The organism is Runella sp. R5_40 (assembly GCF_057652295.1).
Map to the genome: position 1 here is coordinate 19,246 of NZ_JBYFCH010000027.1, position 16,530 is coordinate 35,775.

The following is a 16,530-nucleotide window of genomic DNA, read 5'->3' on the forward strand; positions in this document are numbered from 1 at the left end:
GCTTGTGTTTTAACAGAAAGACGCTTAATATCGTTAAATGAAAACACATAATGGCCTAGTTTGAAGCTAGGTACTTCTGAAAATTTGATTCAATTTGGGAAAATACTGCTGTTGAGTGGCCTTGTTATGCTAACAATGGTGGCTTCACTGCGCCCGCCTACCACGGAAGAAATCACGGCCGAACGGTTTGAAAAAACGCTTATTTTTAAGAAACACCAATTTGAAATCAGTACAACTGAGGCAGGGGCTGTGCGAGAAATGGTGATGAAAGTAAGCCGTAATAACCAATTATTAATCACGATACGCCAGAAAACTGACGGTTGGGTCATCAACGCCGAAACCGCCGATTTGGACCAAAACAACGCGCCCGAGATTTACATCTATTCGTGTACGTACGGCAGCGGAGCGTTTGGAAAAGTGTATGGCTACCAATTTTTCCCCGACTCATTTGACAAAATCCACATGGCTCCCCTGACGCCCGAATTATCGAAGGGGTACATGGGGCACGACATGTTTAAAATGGAGGACGACCACTTGGTTCGGCAGTTTCCTATTTATCTTGCAGGTGACATCAATGCCAAAGCAACGGGTGGCGTTCGGAAGGTAAAATACAAATTACAGGACATTGAGAAACGACTAGTGTTGATTCCAGAGTAACCTATGTTTGTCGCAATCGCCCCTTAGAATGGCGTAATTCCACCCCTCACGATAGCTGAAGGCCTCTTACCTTTGTCCTATCAATTAAACGACAAAAAATACACAGCGTGAAAAAGCTAAAATTACAAATGCAAATGACCCTGGATGGGTTTGTGGCAGGGCCAAACGGAGAAATGGATTGGATGACTTTTGCGTGGACAGAAGACCTCATCAATTATGTCACCGAATTGACCAATTCATTTGATACAATTGTGCTGGGAAGAAATCTTGCTGAAGGGTTTATTCCACATTGGAAGAGTGTGGCTGAAAACGTTGACAGCCCAGAAGTGGAAGTGGGTAAAATTTTCACCACGACGCCAAAAGTCGTTTTCTCAAAAACGCTAACTGCATCTCCTTGGGAAAATACGGTGGTGACAAACGGGGAGTTGGCGGAAGAATTGAATCAGCTGAAACAACAAGAAGGGAAAGACATAATCGCCTACGGTGGAGGAAAATTTGTGTCTTCGCTGCTGAAAGAAAACTTAATTGACGAGCTTCATTTGTTTGTCAACCCAGTGGCTATTGGCAACGGAATGCCCATTTTTGGGGATTTAACGAGCAAATTGCCCTTTGAACTCGTGACCGCAAAGCCCTTTGAGTGCGGAATTGTAGTGATGAATTACCGTAAAAAAACGCAGTAAGGTTTGGGTGGGTTACTCACGGTTTTGGGTGGGGCGGGTTTCTCAAAACCCGCCCGCCCGCACTACTTATAAGCCACAAGCACCTGCCAATGCGCGTTTGGCATATACCTTGGCCAGATGTTTACGGTAGGTTTTCGAAGCATAATGGTCTTCGTTCAACTCAGCACTTTCGGCCGCAGCATTGGCAGCAGCTTCAATGGTTTCGAGAGAAGCCGACTTACCCACAAGCGCAGCTCCTACGGCTTCGTCCAAAAAGGCACCGTCGGCGCTTACGCCCGTAAAGGCAACAGTTGCGTCGGTGATCGTGCCGCCATCAATGGTGATCGAAGCCGCACAGCCTACAATGGCAAAACGAGAGGCAGGCTGCATAAACTTACGATAAACACTCCGCGAACCTGCCGCAGGGGCTGGAAGTACGACTTCAGTGACAATTTCGCCTTCTTCAAGTGCCGTGTAGAAAAATCCTAAGAAAAACTCCGTCGCTGGAATCTCACGGGCACCGTTGGGTCCCTCTACTTTGATGCTGGCATTGAGGGCAATTAAGGCCGCAGGCCAGTCGGCCGACGGGTCAGCGTGGGCAATGCTTCCGCCCAAAGTACCTACGTTGCGTACTTGAGTATCGCCAATGAGTTCTCCTGCTTCAATCATTGCCCCGTAGCGACTCTGAATATCGGCATTAGAAATAATGTCGTGGTGTGTACTGGCAGCACCAATAGCGACGCCACCATCACGGACTTCGATATAACGTAACTCAGGAATACGAGCAATGTCAATCAACAACGAAGGGCTGTTGAGGCGAAGCTTCATGGCGGGAATAAGGCTGTGGCCGCCTGCCAAAATTTTTGCGTCTGGGTTTTCTGCCAAAAGGCTAATCGCCTCGCTCACCGACCCTGCGCGTTTATAATCAACTGCTTGTGGTATCATGTTTTGATTAGTGAAATAGTGAATGAATGTCGATTTTTGAGTGCAGAGTCTCGAATTTTGAATATACGACACTCTGCATTCTACACTCGAAACTTACGATTGCATTGCCGACCACACGCGCTCAGAAGTAAGCGGCATACGGATGTCTTTGACTTGATGTCCTGCTGACCAAAGCGCATCAATCACGGCATTGACCACGGCAGGTGTTGAACCAATACAGCCCGCTTCTCCCGCTCCTTTTACCCCAAGTGGGTTGTGCGGACAAGGCGTTACTTGGCGGTCGAGTTCAAACATGGGTAAATCATCGGCGCGAGGCATGGCATAATCCATGTACGAGCCATTAATGATTTGACCATTTCCGTCAAATTCAACCCCTTCGAGCAGTGCTTGTCCGATGCCCTGTGCCAAACCACCGTGGATTTGTCCGTCCACAATCATTGGGTTAATGACATTTCCAACGTCGTCAACGGCGATGAAACGTTTTACTTTGGTTGCGCCCGTTTCTTTGTCAACTTCTACCACCGCAATATGACAACCAAACGGATACGTAAAGTTGGTAGGGTCGTAGAAACTGCTAAAGTCAAGCCCTGGCTCAAGGTTGGCAGGATACACGTGTGGTACGTAAGCCGTCAGGGCAATGTCGCCAAAGCCCAGTGATTTATCTGTCCCTTTAACGGTGAATTTTCCGTCAGTAAATTCAATGTCATCGGGCGAACATTCGAGTTTGTGAGCGGCGATTTTGGCACCTTTTTCGATGATTTTATCCAAACTTTTCATAATGGCACTACCCCCTACGGCCAACGAACGGGAGCCGTACGTGCCCATCCCGAACGCAACTGTGTCAGAGTCGCCGTGAATGATGTCAACGTCTTCCATCGGAATACCGAGGCGGTCGGCAACTACTTGGGCAAACGTCGTTTCGTGCCCTTGTCCGTGGGAGTGGGCTCCTGTAAATACGCTCACTTTTCCCGTAGGCTGAACGCGCACTTGTCCTACTTCGTACAAACCTGCCCGCGCTCCCAACGAACCCACAACGGCCGACGGAGCAATACCGCAAGCTTCAATGTACGTAGAGAAACCAACGCCAAGGAGTTTGCCCGAAGCGGCGGCTTCTTTTTGGGCTTTGCGGAAATCTTCGTAGCCAAGCATTTCGAGGCCACGATGCAGCACGCCGTGGTAGTTTCCACTATCGTACTGCAAAGCAACGTTGGTTTGGTATCCAGGCTGCGTCACTCCGTCGAAGGCAGGAATAAAGTTCTTGAGACGCAATTCTGCTGGGTCAACGCCCATTTCTAAGGCCGAAAGGTCGAGAAGACGTTCCAATAAATAAGTAGCTTCGGGGCGGCCTGCACCACGATAAGCATCAACGGCAGTTGTATTGGTAAACACACACGTCATGTCCAAGTGAATCTTAGGCGTGGTGTAAAGTCCTTGTAAAAGCGTACCGTGCAGATAAGTCGGAACAGCTGTTGAGAACGTAGAAAGGTAAGCGCCCAAATTGGCAAATGTCTTAATACGAAGGCCAACGATTTTTCCGTCACCATCAAAACCCATTTCAGCTTTGGTGACGTGGTCGCGGCCGTGGGCATCGGTCAAAAACGCCTCTGAACGGGTTTCTGTCCACTTCACAGGGCGGCCTGTTTTCTTGGCCGCAAGCGTGACCAATGCTTCTTCGGTGTAGTGATAAATTTTTGAACCAAAACCACCACCTACGTCGGGGCCTACAACGCGCACCTTGTGCTCGGGTAAACCCAATACAAACGCACACATCAACAAACGGATGAGGTGCGGGTTTTGGGTGGAGGTATAAAGGGTATATTTGTCATACACGCCATCATAATGGCCAATGTAGCTGCGCGGCTCCATGGCATTGGGAGAAACCCGCTGATTGACAAACTCTAAGGTAGTAATATGAACTGCTGATGCCATGGCTTCGTCCACCTCAGCTTTCGGATTTCCAATTTCCCAGTCAAAACAGATATTGTTGGGAACATCGTCGTGAACCAAAGGTGCACCTGCTTCTACGGCCTTGGAGGCGTCGGTAATGGCAGGAAGTACTTCATAATCAATAATAATAGCCTCGGCAGCGTCTTGTGCTATTTCGCGACTTTCAGCGACGACCATCACTACCGCATCCCCTACGTGGCGTACTTTGTCTTTGACCAACAGCGGGTGAGGAGGTTCTTTCATAATGTCGCCATTTTTGAAGTTGACCTGCCAGCCACAAGGAACGCCATAATGGCCTACTTCATCGCCTGTCATAATGGTTACGACTCCTTCCATGGCAGCGGCAGCCGACGTGTCAATGCTCTTGATGCGTGCGTGGGCGTACGGACTTCTAAGTATATAGGCGTGGGTCATACCTGGGAGGTTGATGTCGTCGGTATAGCGACCTTTGCCAGTAATAAAACGCTTATCTTCAATGCGTTTTACTGATTTTCCAATGAATTTATTGCTCATGATTTTAAGTTGAAAATGTTGAAATTTGAAGTTTTGAAAATGGTAGAATAAAGACGGTGCTAAGACTTAGTTAACGGCGTCCTCTATTTTCAAATTAAACTTCTTCTGTCAGTTGCCCCGCGGCGTGTTGCACCGCCCGAACGATGTTGTGATAACCCGTGCAGCGGCAAATGTTTCCTTCCAACCCTTCGCGAATTTCTTGTTCGGTAGGATTTGGGTTTCGGTTGAGCAAATCGGCGGCGCACATGATCATGCCTGGGGTGCAGAAACCGCACTGAAGGCCGTGCTCTTCTTTAAAGCCTACTTGGAGTGGGTGCAATTCGTCGCCCGAGGCCAACCCTTCAATCGTAGTGATGGTGGCACCGTCGGCTTGGGCAGCAAGCATGGAGCATGATTTAACGGCATGGCCGTCGAGGTGAATCGTACAAGCACCGCAGCTACTGGTATCACAGCCTACGTGCGTGCCAGTGAGGCCAAGAACATCGCGTAGGTAATGTACCAAAAGCAATCGGCCTTCTACGTCGTGAGTGCGTTGAGTACCGTTGACAGTTACTGTTATTTTTGGCATACTTCTTAAAAGGTTATGTGCTTTCGCACGGTTTAAAGGAAAGATGTTTTGTGTTTCAGCCCTTCCAAGTTTTCAAAACTTAGAAGGGCTCTTCGGTCGGGTTTTGAGAAACCCTCAGCACGTTGGAAGGGCTCTCTTCGGTCGGGTTTTGAGAAACCCTCTGCACGTTGGAAGGGTTCTTCGGTCGGGTTTTGAGAAACCCTCATCACGTTTTGAGAAACCCTCAGCACTTTTAACCTGCTGTGGAGAGCTCGTCCTCGAAATTTTTGAAAAATTGTTTGGTCAAGGTGCTGGCAACGCCGCTCATCACGCGGTTTCCAGTACGAGCCAATAGCCCCGACATATCAGCCTTGCCGTCAAATGATAATTCGGTTTGGGAATCGGAGAGCGGCTTCAGCGTCATGTTGATGTCGGCATTGACGTTGCCTATTTTACTGTTTTGTACCACACGCAACGTAAAACTCTCGGGAGCTACGGCATTGGCAACTTCCGCTTTTCCTTCAAATTTGCCCGCAACGGGGCCAATTTTTACCTCAGCAATGGCTTTATAAACGCCTTCACTTTCGAGCTCAAGGCGCGAGATACCTGGTGTTACTTTGGCCAGCGTTTCGGGATTCATCAACATCGCCCAAATGGTTTCTGCGGGTGCGTTGAGGGTATGAGTTCCTGTAAGTTCCATGTAGCAAAGACGTGATTAAGTAATAGAAATTATCAAAATAATAATATTCAAAGCTACGATAATCTTTCAGTCCAAGAATGGCACTATTGTATTAAAAAACAGAACAATTCTATCAAAAGGTGTAAGTTAGAACTTAACGATTTTTTTGCGGTAATTGGCGGGGGTATCGCCAGCAGCTTTTTTGAAGACTTTCTGGAAATAATTGAGGTTGTTGTAGCCGCAAGCAAAGCAAATGTCTGAAACACTGTACGATGTGTTGTACAAAAGCTTCATGGCCAGTTGAATCCGTTGTTGGTTAATGTACTCTACGGGGGTAATGCCGTACTGTTGTTTGAAGCACCGAAAAAAGTTAGGCTCACTCATGCAGGCTTTGTCGGCGAGGTCTTTGATGGTTAGATTTCGGTGAATATTCTCTTGTACATACTTAATCGCGTAAGCAAGCCGATTGGTATTGGCAAGCTGTTGAAGGTTGGTACTTAGCACCATGCGGGCTTTGGTTTGCATGAGTCGAACAATGAGTTCTTGCAGTACCAAATTGGCGAAGTAGTCTTTGGCAGCGTTGTTTTCGGTAAACAAATAAATAAGTCGCCCGATGAGCTGGTGAATGGCGGCTTCGTTGGTGAAATAAAAATTATCGTTGGCAAATTGCCATCCTTCGTTATTATCCACCAGCGGCGAATGTTCGTTGAGGGTTTCGACGATGGTGCGAATTTTGGTCGGCGAAATCGCCAACGCCAAACATTGGGTAGGATTTTTGCTATTGGCTTCGGGAAAGTCGATGCGCATGGTTTGATGGGCAGGAACAATCACCGATTCACCTGGAAAAAAATCAAAGGAAGGTGAGTTGGTCAGGTGCATTACTTTTTTTCCCCGAATCATGCTGGCCAGCACGGGATTAGAAAAAGTAAGCTCTACGTTTTGGGCGGCTTGGTGGGTCTCGTAAATATTGAGTTCGGCATTATCGAGGGTATAAGCAGTACGGTTTTCGACAACGAGTTCTAACTTTCTGCTTTGAAGATGGGTTGTAATGTCGAACGAATTCATAAAGATGAAATGTTAGATTGAATAGCGACCTTGCACACTCATTATTGGATAAATACCAACAATTTTATGATTATTTCTATAAAAAAACAACGAGGTTTGGGGATTAAAATTGCATTAAGCTTTTCATCGTTGCTTCTCCTTCGAATTGATTCGGCCAATGCCCAAAAAAAGGACACGGTATTGCTGCGCCAACTCGCTCCCGTGACCGTGACGGCTACACGACTTGAAATCAATGAAAAACGTTTGCCAGCGGCATTGACAGTGCTCAACGGCGGGCGCATCCAAATAGGGCAGCCGCAACTTTCGATGTTCGAATCGCTGGGAGGTGTGGCAGGGCTTTTTGCTCAAAATCCAGATAATTATACCCAAGATTTACGCATTTCGATTCGGGGATTTGGGGCACGTGCGGCGTTTGGGATTCGCGGGATTCGCCTCTACGTGGATGGCATTCCTGAATCTACTCCCGATGGCCAAGCCGACGTGGATAACCTTGACATGGGGGCGATGCAGCGGATGGAGGTGATGCGCGGGCCGTCGTCGGGACTGTTTGGCAACGCTGCGGGAGGGGTAATAAGCTTACAAACCGAAAATGCGGGTCAAATGCCGTTGGCCGAAGTGCAGGGAACGGTGGGTTCGTACGGTATGCGAAGCTGGCGTTTTAAAACGGGCGTTCAACACAAAAAACTCCAAATGGTGTTTGTCGCAACTCGTAATCAATCAGAGGGTTATCGCGCCAATAGTCGCATGGAAAGTACGATTCTGAATTTGAAGCTACGCTATGATTTTGATTCATTGACGCGCCTTTCGGTGTTGGCCAACTACGGCACAAGCCCCGTAGCCGACGACCCAGGAGGACTTACATTGGCGCAAGTAGCCGAAAATCGTCGCCAAGCCCATCCAAACAACCTGCGATTTTTGGCAGGAGAGTCGGTGACCCAAGGCCGGGTTGGAATTACGTTTGAAAAAACGATGGGTAATCACCTCATTTTTGTGCGTGCTTTTGGGACAAAACGTGATTTTGCCAACTATTTGGCGTTTCAGGCCGCAGGGGCAGGAACCATCAATCGAACGTTTGCAGGCGGGAGTTTTCAATACCAGTTTTCTCAGAAATTTGATTTCCTTAGTTACCGTTTTCGGATGGGGCTTGACTTGGAGTCGCAGGGAGACACGCGCCGCCGATTTGATAACATGACGGGGGTGAGAGGAAAATTAACTTTCGACCAATTGGAATCGTTTAAGAACATTGCCTCGTATATTACGCAGGAGCTATCGTACAAAAAAATAACGATGTTGGTAGGGCTGCGTTCGGATGTGATTCGCTTAAAAGCAACCGATTATTTTATGTCGGACGGCGACCAATCGGGTGGCCGTAATTACAGTCGTATCAATCCTACGTTGGGACTTTCGTGGGAAGTTTCTCCTGCGGTTAATTTGTATTCTAACTTAGGGAGCAGCTTTGAAACGCCAACCATGAGTGAGTTGTCGAATAACCCTTCAGGAACGGGTGGGTTTAACCCCGAGCTAAATCCACAGCAAGCCTTGAATTACGAGATAGGGGCAAAGACCTATTTTGGACAACGGGTGCGGGCCGATTTGGCGTTGTTTACCATTGAAGTGAAAGATGAATTGGTGCCGTACCAAATTACGGGGCAAGCGGGGAGGGTGTTTTACCGAAACGCGGGTCGTTCAAAACGACAAGGGATTGAGGCAAGTTTGAATGCCATGTTGGCCAAAGGCTTAACCTTGTTCTCAAACTATACGTATTCGGATTTTACTTACCGTGAGTATCAAACCTCAGCGGGGAAATTTGATGGAAATGTGTTGCCAGGCATTCCTAAACACGCGGTGCAGGTCGAACTTCGTTATTTTATGCCTTCGGGGTTATTTGCGATTGCTCAGGTACGCCATGCGAGCCAATTGTATGCCGATGATGCCAACGCTGTGACCGCCAATGGATATAGCCTTTTGAATCTGCGTTTGGGTGGACAAAAGACGTGGCGGAAGTTTCATATTGAGCCGTTTGTGGGGGTAAATAATTTGTTGGACGAAACCTATTTTCAGAACGTTCAAATAAATGCGAGTGCCAACCGTTATTTTGAGCCAGCGCAAGGCCGTTTTTGGTTTGGTGGGTTGAAAGTGGGAGTGAATCGGTAATACCTTCCAAGTTTCAAGGTCGCGGTTATCAAACTTGGAAGGTTTGGGTAGCGTAGAAAAAAATGTTGATAAATCATTAAACCTTTTTCAGAATGCTGCGTCTAATCAATGAAAACAAAAACTACCTAGACAATCAGCTACCATGAAAACAAAACTCATTTTTGCCGCGTTAATACTTGGATTTATCTCAATCTCGGCTCTGGCAACGGAAAAACCCCGTAAATTTGAGCACAGAAAACATCACCGCCAGGATCGCCGCGAGGATGTGAGAGATAGAAGAGAAGATAAACGCGATCATCGCGAAGACCGACGAGACCGCAAAGAAGATATTCGTGACCGCAAAGAAGATCGTCGCGATGCGAGACACCACGGAGGGCGCCGTGACCGTTTGGAAGATCGCCGTGACCGCCGCGAGGACGTCAGAGATCGAAAAGAAGACAAACGCGACCGCCGCGAAGATGTTCGCGATCGCAAAGAAGATAGAAGAGACCGACGTAAGGGAACTAATTAAAAGGGATTGAATGTTATATAGTTGTTAGAACAACAGAAGTTGTTACACAATTTATCCAAGCGATCTTACGTTAAGACAAAATATTTTTAAAATGGCTGTATGGGTTGGACACGCCTCGACTTTTAGTTGGGGCGTGTTTTTTTATTTTCTTGACGAGGTTTCGTACAGCCCATTCCCAAAAATAAGCATCAAAATCAGCGGTGTGAGGTGTGCACCCGTTTTAAAACCTGCCCCTGTCATGGCGTAAGTGCCTGACGAAAATTTGAAATAGGTATTGATTAATATGCCAATAGATAGCACAAGAAAAGCACCTAACACAGTGAAAGCCGTCTTTTTGGGGGCTTTTGCGTGAAGACCTAGTACAATTCCTTGGCATACCAATGCCGTAAGACCTACCGTGGCAAGGGCGCGCGGAAAAGTTCTAATCATGTCATATTTAAACATCATTACCCCTATTTTGCCTAGAAGATTGGGATGAGCGAGCAGCCACGCATCTACCACGATTAATACAGCCAAAATAAGGTAGAAAAAAAGGTTTGATTTCATGTTGTCGGTTCGGGTTTTAAGTACGAATATTGCCAACAAATATACTTCATTTTATGCAAGAACATCACTTAGAGGTAAAGCGAACGGCGCGATATTTTACGCTGGGCGAACTCAACGAGTCCACCCAAAACGTTTGGTTTGTGCTGCACGGATATGGGCAATTGGCGCAGTTTTTTATCCGAAAATTTGACGTGTTGAACGACGGTCAAACGTTTGTCGTTGCCCCCGAGGCTTTATCTCGGTTTTACCTCGAAGGCGTTTCGGGTAGGGTAGGAGCGTCGTGGATGACGAAAGAAGAACGTGCCCACGAAATCTCAGACTACATTTATTACCTCAACCACCTCTACGACACGTTGTTGGAAGGCAGAGATGTATCTAAGTTGACCATTAATTTTCTAGCGTTTTCGCAGGGGAATGCGACCTTGCTTCGGTGGCTCAACAACGACCACGTTCGCTGCGACCGTTTGCTTATCTGGGCGGGTTTTTTCGGAAATGGCGTAGCCGACGTGATTGAACCCAACAAATTAGCTACTGTTCCTACGACGCTTGTGTATGGGTTGCAAGATGAGTATTTGGTACAAATTGATACGAAAAAGTACGAAGAAGATATACGAATGGCCATTCCGCACCTTGAAGTAGTGACTTTCGATGGCCGCCACACCGTTGACAGTGCGATCTTACACCAACTAGTGAAAGGATAAATGCCTATTTATTGCCACAGCCATCAATATAGGCCGTAAAAACACTGCCTGCTTCGGCCTTAAAACCTGGATTTAGCTGTACGTATTTTTGGGCGTCGTAGGTCACTTTTACCGTGGCCACGACTACGTTTTTGGCTTGAATGTTATTGCTCACTTCAAACTTTACAGCTTCCGTAATGGGGTGATTTAACAACAAAACGGTAGTGCAAGGGTCGATGCGGTACAATAGTTTATTCACCTCCAGCGTCGAACTTGCGGTGTTTTCGAGCAATGTCCAAGCAGTGTTGGCGTCGGCGTTGTGGCTGGCTAAATTTTGCTCAAGACCAACCGTAACCACTTTAGGCTCAATGGATTTTAAATACAGGCTGTCCAAGAGCTGATTGACGGTTGTGTAATTTTTGAAAGAACGCCCCACCAAATTATTGTGCAAATCCATGGCAGAGGCTGCATTTTTCACCAGTGCCGTACCTGCGTCGTTGTATTCGTAGGCTGAGGTAAACAGCCTGACAATTTCGGTAGCCGTAGCTTCGGAGGCTCCGATGTCTTTGAGTTTTTTGATGGAAAGAGCATTCCAAACCGAGTGGCGAAAGGCATTGGAACTATTGTCGTTTTGGGCTTGTGCACCCGCCCCAAAGCGCTGGTCGGTATAGACATTAGCTTCGTTTCCCGCGTCAAAAATTAATTGAGCCTGAACGGGGTATTGAAAGGCCAAGGCTTGAACGCGCGGATTAAATCCCAAAAATAAACTAGGGGAATGCCCTTTGGAATGAACCGAAAGTACGACAAAAGTAAGCAGTAGCGACGCAATAAAACGACGTAGCATGTTGGTTGGTCAGGGAAGGGTTAGGCTAGTAAAGGTACGTGAAAATGGGGATATTTTACAACAAAATACCCGACCCACTCTAAATTGGCGGATCGGGTATCAATGTCCTTGATAACACCACAAAAAACAGAAGGCTTTTGCTTGTACCAAACGCCCTTGTTTGATGTTCAAAGCTGCAAAAATATTCTTAAAACAAGATTAAATTGACCTTAAACTTTACTTAAAATATAATTTTGGCAACTACAGGCTGATGATCAGATGGATAGCGTTGGTCTTTGGCATCGGTCAAAACGCCGTATTTCAACACTTTGATGGGCGAACTGACAAAGATATAGTCGATGCGTTGCTTCATAGGAGCATCAAATTTAAACGCGTTGAAAGTTCCTTCGGGGCCATAGGCGGGGGTTGCTGATACATCGTGGGTATCGTTAAGCGCGCCTTTCATGAGTTGAATTTGTTCCGTTTCGGGGGTTGAGTTAAAGTCTCCAGTACAAATGACCAACGCATTTCCCGCAATTTCCTTCATTTTTTTAACCATCAAATGCCCCGACTGACGGCGGGCTTCTACGCCTTGGTGGTCGAAGTGGACGTTGAAAAAGTAGAACTCTTTTTTGGTGTTGAGGTCTTTGAATTTGGCCCAACTACAAATCCGATTACAGCAGGTTGCGTCCCAGCCTTTGCCTGGGGTTTCGGGGGTTTCGCGAAGCCAAAAATCGCCCGATTGAAGCAATTTAAAACGGTCTTTTCGGTAAAAAATCGCTGAGTGCTCGCCTGCTTCTTTGCCGTCGTCACGGCCTTTGCCCACAAACGCAAATTCCGTTAATTCAGCAACGCCGTTGAGCTGATGACGCAAGGCTTCTTGGGTACCAAAAATATCCCATTCGTGAAAACGAATAAGTGCTTTGACGTTTTCTTTGCGATTAGGCCAAGCATTCGGGCCGTCGTTGGGCGTATCGTAGCGTAAATTGTAAGTAGCTACGTTGATGGCCTTTGACGGCTGGGCATGACTGGCAAAAAATGCACAAAGCGCGAGAATTGGAACTAGAAATAGTGTTTTCATTTATTTACGTTTAAGACTGGATAAATACTCAATTAAATCAACCAACTCTTGCTGACTCATGGATTCATGAAGGCCAGCAGTCATCAGTGATTCGTCAAGTTTTTTCATCGAAACAACCTGACTCATTTTATAACTTTGGGTCGTACCTCCTGGGAATTTGAGGAGCAAATCAGTTTCGGTTTTACTGGCCACAATTCCGACCGTCGTGCTGCCGTCTTTGAACTTTATTTCATAACCTTCGTAGCCAAAACTTACCCCCGCACTTGGGTAGAAAATAGCCATGTATTGACCGTCTTTGCCAAGTTTACTGCCAATTTCGGATAATTTAGGCCCAAAATCTGATCCTTCACCGTTGACTTGGTGGCAAATAGCGCAGTAGTTAGCAAACACCGCTTTACCGTTGGCGACGTTGCCTGTAAGGGTCATTAGCTCGCTGACGGGCGGGAGTTTTTTGCCCGTTTTGGTTGGAGCTGCGTCAAGGTACTTGGCGGCCTGAATCTTGACATTTTTGCGCCAAGCACCGCTTACACCCTGTACGGCCACCGCTTTGTAATCGTTGGCGATTTTACCTTGTTGGAGCAAGTCGAGCACGAGGTCTTCGCCGTCCATACTTCCACCCAACGCCCGCGTAGCTTCTGTCCGAATGGCTTTGGGACGTTTGGGGTCTAGCGCTACAGTTTTTAGGATGTCTAGCGATTGTTTGCTGCCAATGCCACGAAGTGCAATCAACGTATTTTGAGCTTTGGCGACGTCTTTTCCATTAATAGTACTCCAAAGAAGCGGCGTTTGCTCTTGTTTCAACAACTGACGTGCTGCGTCGCGGCCTTCGCGTTGCATGGGTTTGTCGAGGGCAAGTTGCAACAAGCGTTTTGCTTCACTGGCAGGTTCAAATCGTTGTACCAAATCCATGTATTCGCCCGTGCCGTAGCTGGCGTCGAGCAGTTTTTGAAGGTTTTGCTGCGCCAATGGCGAGGTTTTAACAAAACCTGGGTCGAGGTGACGAAGGCAAAGTTTGGTAATTTCGGTGTCGGTATTGGTTTTCATTAACTCCAGCAACGCCGTCGATTTTTCGGTAGCGCCTGGGTTAAAATCAAACGCCCTAAAATAGCGAAGGCGGTCTTTCAACGCCACGTTTTTGTCGCCCGCCAACGAGGCCAACAACGGTACCGAAGCCGCCGTCCGTGCCCGCCAAACGAGGTCTTTCCCTTTGGCGGAGGCAGTTGGGTTAGGCCCTGCAAGTTTGAGCCATGTGCCAAAAAACTTATCCCACTGACCATCGGCCGATACACCGAGGGCTTCGAGGTACCAGCGGTCTTGTCCGTCGTAGCGGTTGGCTAATTGTGCCCAAATATCCGCTGCGAGGTCGTCGGTATTATGACGAATCGCTAATGCTACTTCCCGACGAACCTGCGGTTCTGAGTCAGAAGCTAAGAGATTCAATTGTTCTACAGTCAACGGCAATACCCCTTTGGCCGTAATTTGGCGCGCGGCCCGAATGGCCGTGATTCGTAAATCAGCGTTGGCATCTTTCAATGCCGCACTGACGTAGTTATGCCCGTTGGGAAGTTTGCTCAACAACCACAACGCCCGCGCTTTCATGCGGGGGTTTGGAGACGTTTGGTACATTTTCGATAGCTCACTTTCCGCACTTTGGCCGAGGCTACGAATTTTGTTCCACGCCAAATAACGCACCGAAACGTTGGGGCTTTGAATGGCTTTCAACGCGCCTTCCAACGTGGTGAAATCGTGGGCAGGAGTTTTGTAAGAGGTATTGGGTGGCGTGATGCGGTAGATGCGTCCACGGTTCAAATCACCCGCTTGGTGGCCACCTACGCCTGGGTCGTACCAGTCGGCGGCAAAAAGCGAACCATCAGGCGCTACGCACACATCCGACGGGCGGAACCATTGGTTGCGTTTGCCGTACAGTACGTTTACCATGTTGGCTTTGTAGCCCGCGCCATTTTTTTCAACGGGATACGAACGCACCACGTTTGGCCCCGCATCGCAGTGAATCATTTGGTTTTGGAAGACAGTTGGCAGCATATCACCTTCGTAAATCACCATACCCGTAGGCGAGCCTGCGCCCGTTTGGAGTAAGTTCGGAACTACGCCAGGGTCGTTTAAGTGCCAGTGACGGAAAGGGATTTCGGCTTCGATATTGGTCCGATTGGCACTCCAGCCTGCTCCCGTCATTTCGTCGGTGTAGCCGTAGTTGCCGTATTCCATCACGTAATTGATGCGGACTCCTTTGTTGCCATCGTCGTCGTTGTCCGACTGCCACATGGTACCGTAGCTGTCCACGGCCACTTCGTAGTTGTTGCGGAAATTGTGCCCGAGTACTTCTACGTTTTTAAAATCAGGGTCGCAACGGAACACCATTCCCTGCTTGTATTTTTTGCGGTCGATGGGCTGCCCGTCTTGGTCGAGTACGGGCTGACCTTTGCCGTCGAGTAGCTGATTTCCTTCGTTTCCAAAGTTAAAATACAGTTTTCCGTCGGGGCCAAAGGTAAAGGCGTGCATTCCGTGGTCGTGCTGTTCGCCCTTAATTCCCTGAAAAATAATCTCTTTTTTGTCGGCTTTGTCGTCACCGTTTTCGTCGGTAAACAACCAAACGTAAGGACTTTGCGATACTAAAACTCGGTTGCCCATGACCAAAACGCCTAGCGGGGCAGCCACTTCGGGACCTTGGTAAAATACTTTGCTTAGGTCGGCTTTGCCGTCGCCGTTGGTATCTTCCAAAATCAGGATGCGATCCCCTTCGGAGTGGGTAGGGTTTCCCGTGATGGCAGGGCGGTAGTTGTAGGCTTCGAGCACCCATACCCGCCCCCGATGGTCGATGTCGATGTTGGTGGGGTTGGTAATCATGGGTTCAGAAGCAAACAGATTGGCTTCCAAGCCATCGGCTACTTCCAGCGCTCCTACGGCATATTTGAGGTCGTGTTTTTGCTCTTGCGTAAGCTTGGCATACACGCTATCGAGGCTACTTTGTGAGGCACGACTTGGGTTATCGTTTTGATAACTAGCGACTAATCCACTGGTCATGGCCAGCGCGCCTAGTCCCCAAAGGTATTTTTTCATGGAGGTCGTTCATTTATGTGATGGTACAACAACTTCAGTAAAAGGAAAGAACTCACTTTTTTTAATCTACCAGAGGGGCTTAACTAATAAATTCCTACCTTTAAATTTCATTCAAACAAGATAAACAAATGCCTACCAATCCAAGAGTTTTCTTTGACATTACGGCCGATGGTGCCCCTTTAGGAAGAGTTATTTTTGAATTACGCGCGGATATTGTCCCCAAAACCGCCGAGAATTTCCGAGCATTGGCGACGGGCGAAAAGGGTTTTGGCTTTAAAGGAAGCGTTTTTCACCGCATTATTCCTCGTTTTATGCTCCAAGGAGGCGATATTACCAAAGGCAACGGAACGGGTGGAAAGTCTATTTACGGAGAAAAGTTTGCCGATGAAAATTTTAAGTTGAAGCACATAGGGCCAGGAATACTGAGCATGGCCAATGCAGGGCGCAATACCAACGGCTCTCAATTTTTTATCACAACGGTTACGACCGAATGGCTCGACGGCAACCACGTGGTGTTTGGGGAAGTGGTAGAAGGAATGGACGTGGTGCTACAAGCCGAAAGCTACGGCAGCCCCAACGGACGGACCTCTAAGAAGATTGTGATAAGTGACTGTGGCGAATTGCCTGGAATTAGCTAATTGCGTC

General features: G+C 47.7%; 15 protein-coding genes. 6 read left to right on the forward strand and 9 right to left on the reverse strand.

Features of this window, described 5'->3' with window-relative positions; all coding sequences use genetic code 11:
• Window positions 1-60: 60 nt before the first annotated feature.
• Window positions 61-657, forward strand: a complete 597-nt coding sequence (locus tag AC23N5_RS27850; RefSeq protein ID WP_183976357.1) for a hypothetical protein — start codon at window positions 61-63, stop codon at window positions 655-657.
• 107 nt (window positions 658-764) lie between these two features.
• Complete coding sequence (locus AC23N5_RS27855) at window positions 765-1,337, forward strand: dihydrofolate reductase family protein (RefSeq protein ID WP_487758033.1); 573 nt, start codon at window positions 765-767, stop codon at window positions 1,335-1,337.
• Window positions 1,338-1,403: 66 nt separating this feature from the next.
• Here the strand turns inward: AC23N5_RS27855 and AC23N5_RS27860 are convergent, their stop codons facing one another.
• The 5 genes from AC23N5_RS27860 to AC23N5_RS27880 form a co-directional block, all read right to left on the reverse strand.
• Complete coding sequence (locus AC23N5_RS27860; RefSeq protein ID WP_487758034.1) at window positions 1,404-2,261, reverse strand: FAD binding domain-containing protein; 858 nt, start codon at window positions 2,259-2,261, stop codon at window positions 1,404-1,406.
• 93 nt (window positions 2,262-2,354) lie between these two features.
• Window positions 2,355-4,721 carry a xanthine dehydrogenase family protein molybdopterin-binding subunit gene (locus AC23N5_RS27865; protein ID WP_487758035.1) on the reverse strand — a complete coding sequence of 789 codons (2,367 nt, stop codon included), beginning with the start codon at window positions 4,719-4,721 and terminating at the stop codon, window positions 2,355-2,357.
• 94 nt (window positions 4,722-4,815) lie between these two features.
• A complete protein-coding gene (locus tag AC23N5_RS27870; protein ID WP_183976364.1) occupies window positions 4,816-5,289 on the reverse strand; it encodes a (2Fe-2S)-binding protein in 474 nt (157 codons plus the stop codon).
• A gap of 232 nt (window positions 5,290-5,521) precedes the next feature.
• A complete protein-coding gene (locus tag AC23N5_RS27875) occupies window positions 5,522-5,968 on the reverse strand; it encodes an SRPBCC family protein (protein WP_183976366.1) in 447 nt (148 codons plus the stop codon).
• A gap of 126 nt (window positions 5,969-6,094) precedes the next feature.
• Window positions 6,095-7,012: an AraC family transcriptional regulator gene (locus AC23N5_RS27880; RefSeq protein WP_183976368.1), complete on the reverse strand. Its 918-nt coding sequence runs from the start codon at window positions 7,010-7,012 to the stop codon at window positions 6,095-6,097.
• A 66-nt stretch (window positions 7,013-7,078) separates the two neighbouring features.
• Between AC23N5_RS27880 and AC23N5_RS27885 the strand changes: the two genes are divergently transcribed.
• Together AC23N5_RS27885 and AC23N5_RS27890 are read left to right on the forward strand one after the other, a co-directional pair.
• Window positions 7,079-9,166 carry a TonB-dependent receptor family protein gene (locus AC23N5_RS27885; RefSeq protein WP_487758036.1) on the forward strand — a complete coding sequence of 696 codons (2,088 nt, stop codon included), beginning with the start codon at window positions 7,079-7,081 and terminating at the stop codon, window positions 9,164-9,166.
• 265 nt (window positions 9,167-9,431) lie between these two features.
• Window positions 9,432-9,677 (forward strand): hypothetical protein, encoded by a 246-nt coding sequence (locus tag AC23N5_RS27890; RefSeq protein ID WP_164489995.1) that lies wholly within the window; start codon window positions 9,432-9,434, stop codon window positions 9,675-9,677.
• A 141-nt stretch (window positions 9,678-9,818) separates the two neighbouring features.
• On the opposite strand, the gene AC23N5_RS27895 is transcribed toward AC23N5_RS27890, so the two are convergent.
• A complete protein-coding gene (locus tag AC23N5_RS27895) occupies window positions 9,819-10,223 on the reverse strand; it encodes a hypothetical protein (RefSeq protein ID WP_487758037.1) in 405 nt (134 codons plus the stop codon).
• Between the two features lie 53 nt (window positions 10,224-10,276).
• Between AC23N5_RS27895 and AC23N5_RS27900 the strand changes: the two genes are divergently transcribed.
• Window positions 10,277-10,924 carry an alpha/beta hydrolase gene (locus AC23N5_RS27900; protein ID WP_487758038.1) on the forward strand — a complete coding sequence of 216 codons (648 nt, stop codon included), beginning with the start codon at window positions 10,277-10,279 and terminating at the stop codon, window positions 10,922-10,924.
• Between the two features lie 4 nt (window positions 10,925-10,928).
• On the opposite strand, the gene AC23N5_RS27905 is transcribed toward AC23N5_RS27900, so the two are convergent.
• The 3 genes from AC23N5_RS27905 to AC23N5_RS27915 form a co-directional block, all read right to left on the reverse strand.
• Window positions 10,929-11,747, reverse strand: a complete 819-nt coding sequence (locus AC23N5_RS27905; RefSeq protein WP_487758039.1) for a DUF6973 domain-containing protein — start codon at window positions 11,745-11,747, stop codon at window positions 10,929-10,931.
• A gap of 220 nt (window positions 11,748-11,967) precedes the next feature.
• Window positions 11,968-12,807, reverse strand: a complete 840-nt coding sequence (locus AC23N5_RS27910) for an endonuclease/exonuclease/phosphatase family protein (protein ID WP_487758040.1) — start codon at window positions 12,805-12,807, stop codon at window positions 11,968-11,970.
• Complete coding sequence (locus AC23N5_RS27915; RefSeq protein WP_487758041.1) at window positions 12,808-15,885, reverse strand: PVC-type heme-binding CxxCH protein; 3,078 nt, start codon at window positions 15,883-15,885, stop codon at window positions 12,808-12,810. It lies immediately after the preceding gene.
• A gap of 128 nt (window positions 15,886-16,013) precedes the next feature.
• Here AC23N5_RS27915 and AC23N5_RS27920 point away from each other — a divergent pair, with 128 nt between their 5' ends.
• The gene (locus AC23N5_RS27920) at window positions 16,014-16,523 is read left to right on the forward strand and encodes a peptidylprolyl isomerase (RefSeq protein WP_487758042.1); all 510 of its coding nucleotides are present in this window, start codon (window positions 16,014-16,016) and stop codon (window positions 16,521-16,523) included.
• Window positions 16,524-16,530 lie beyond the last annotated feature (7 nt).

Bases quoted from the DNA above. Each gene is read 5' to 3' on its own strand.
- AC23N5_RS27860 (WP_487758034.1), bottom strand. From the start codon at position 2,261: ATGATACCACAAGCAGTTGATTATAAACGCGCAGGGTCGGTGAGCGAG.
- AC23N5_RS27865 (WP_487758035.1), bottom strand. From the start codon at position 4,721: ATGAGCAATAAATTCATTGGAAAATCAGTAAAACGCATTGAAGATAAG.
- AC23N5_RS27870 (WP_183976364.1), bottom strand. From the start codon at position 5,289: ATGCCAAAAATAACAGTAACTGTCAACGGTACTCAACGCACTCACGAC.
- AC23N5_RS27875 (WP_183976366.1), bottom strand. From the start codon at position 5,968: ATGGAACTTACAGGAACTCATACCCTCAACGCACCCGCAGAAACCATT.
- AC23N5_RS27880 (WP_183976368.1), bottom strand. From the start codon at position 7,012: ATGAATTCGTTCGACATTACAACCCATCTTCAAAGCAGAAAGTTAGAA.
- AC23N5_RS27885 (WP_487758036.1), top strand. From the start codon at position 7,079: ATGATTATTTCTATAAAAAAACAACGAGGTTTGGGGATTAAAATTGCA.
- AC23N5_RS27895 (WP_487758037.1), bottom strand. From the start codon at position 10,223: ATGAAATCAAACCTTTTTTTCTACCTTATTTTGGCTGTATTAATCGTG.
- AC23N5_RS27900 (WP_487758038.1), top strand. From the start codon at position 10,277: ATGCAAGAACATCACTTAGAGGTAAAGCGAACGGCGCGATATTTTACG.
- AC23N5_RS27905 (WP_487758039.1), bottom strand. From the start codon at position 11,747: ATGCTACGTCGTTTTATTGCGTCGCTACTGCTTACTTTTGTCGTACTT.
- AC23N5_RS27910 (WP_487758040.1), bottom strand. From the start codon at position 12,807: ATGAAAACACTATTTCTAGTTCCAATTCTCGCGCTTTGTGCATTTTTT.
- AC23N5_RS27915 (WP_487758041.1), bottom strand. From the start codon at position 15,885: ATGAAAAAATACCTTTGGGGACTAGGCGCGCTGGCCATGACCAGTGGA.
- AC23N5_RS27920 (WP_487758042.1), top strand. From the start codon at position 16,014: ATGCCTACCAATCCAAGAGTTTTCTTTGACATTACGGCCGATGGTGCC.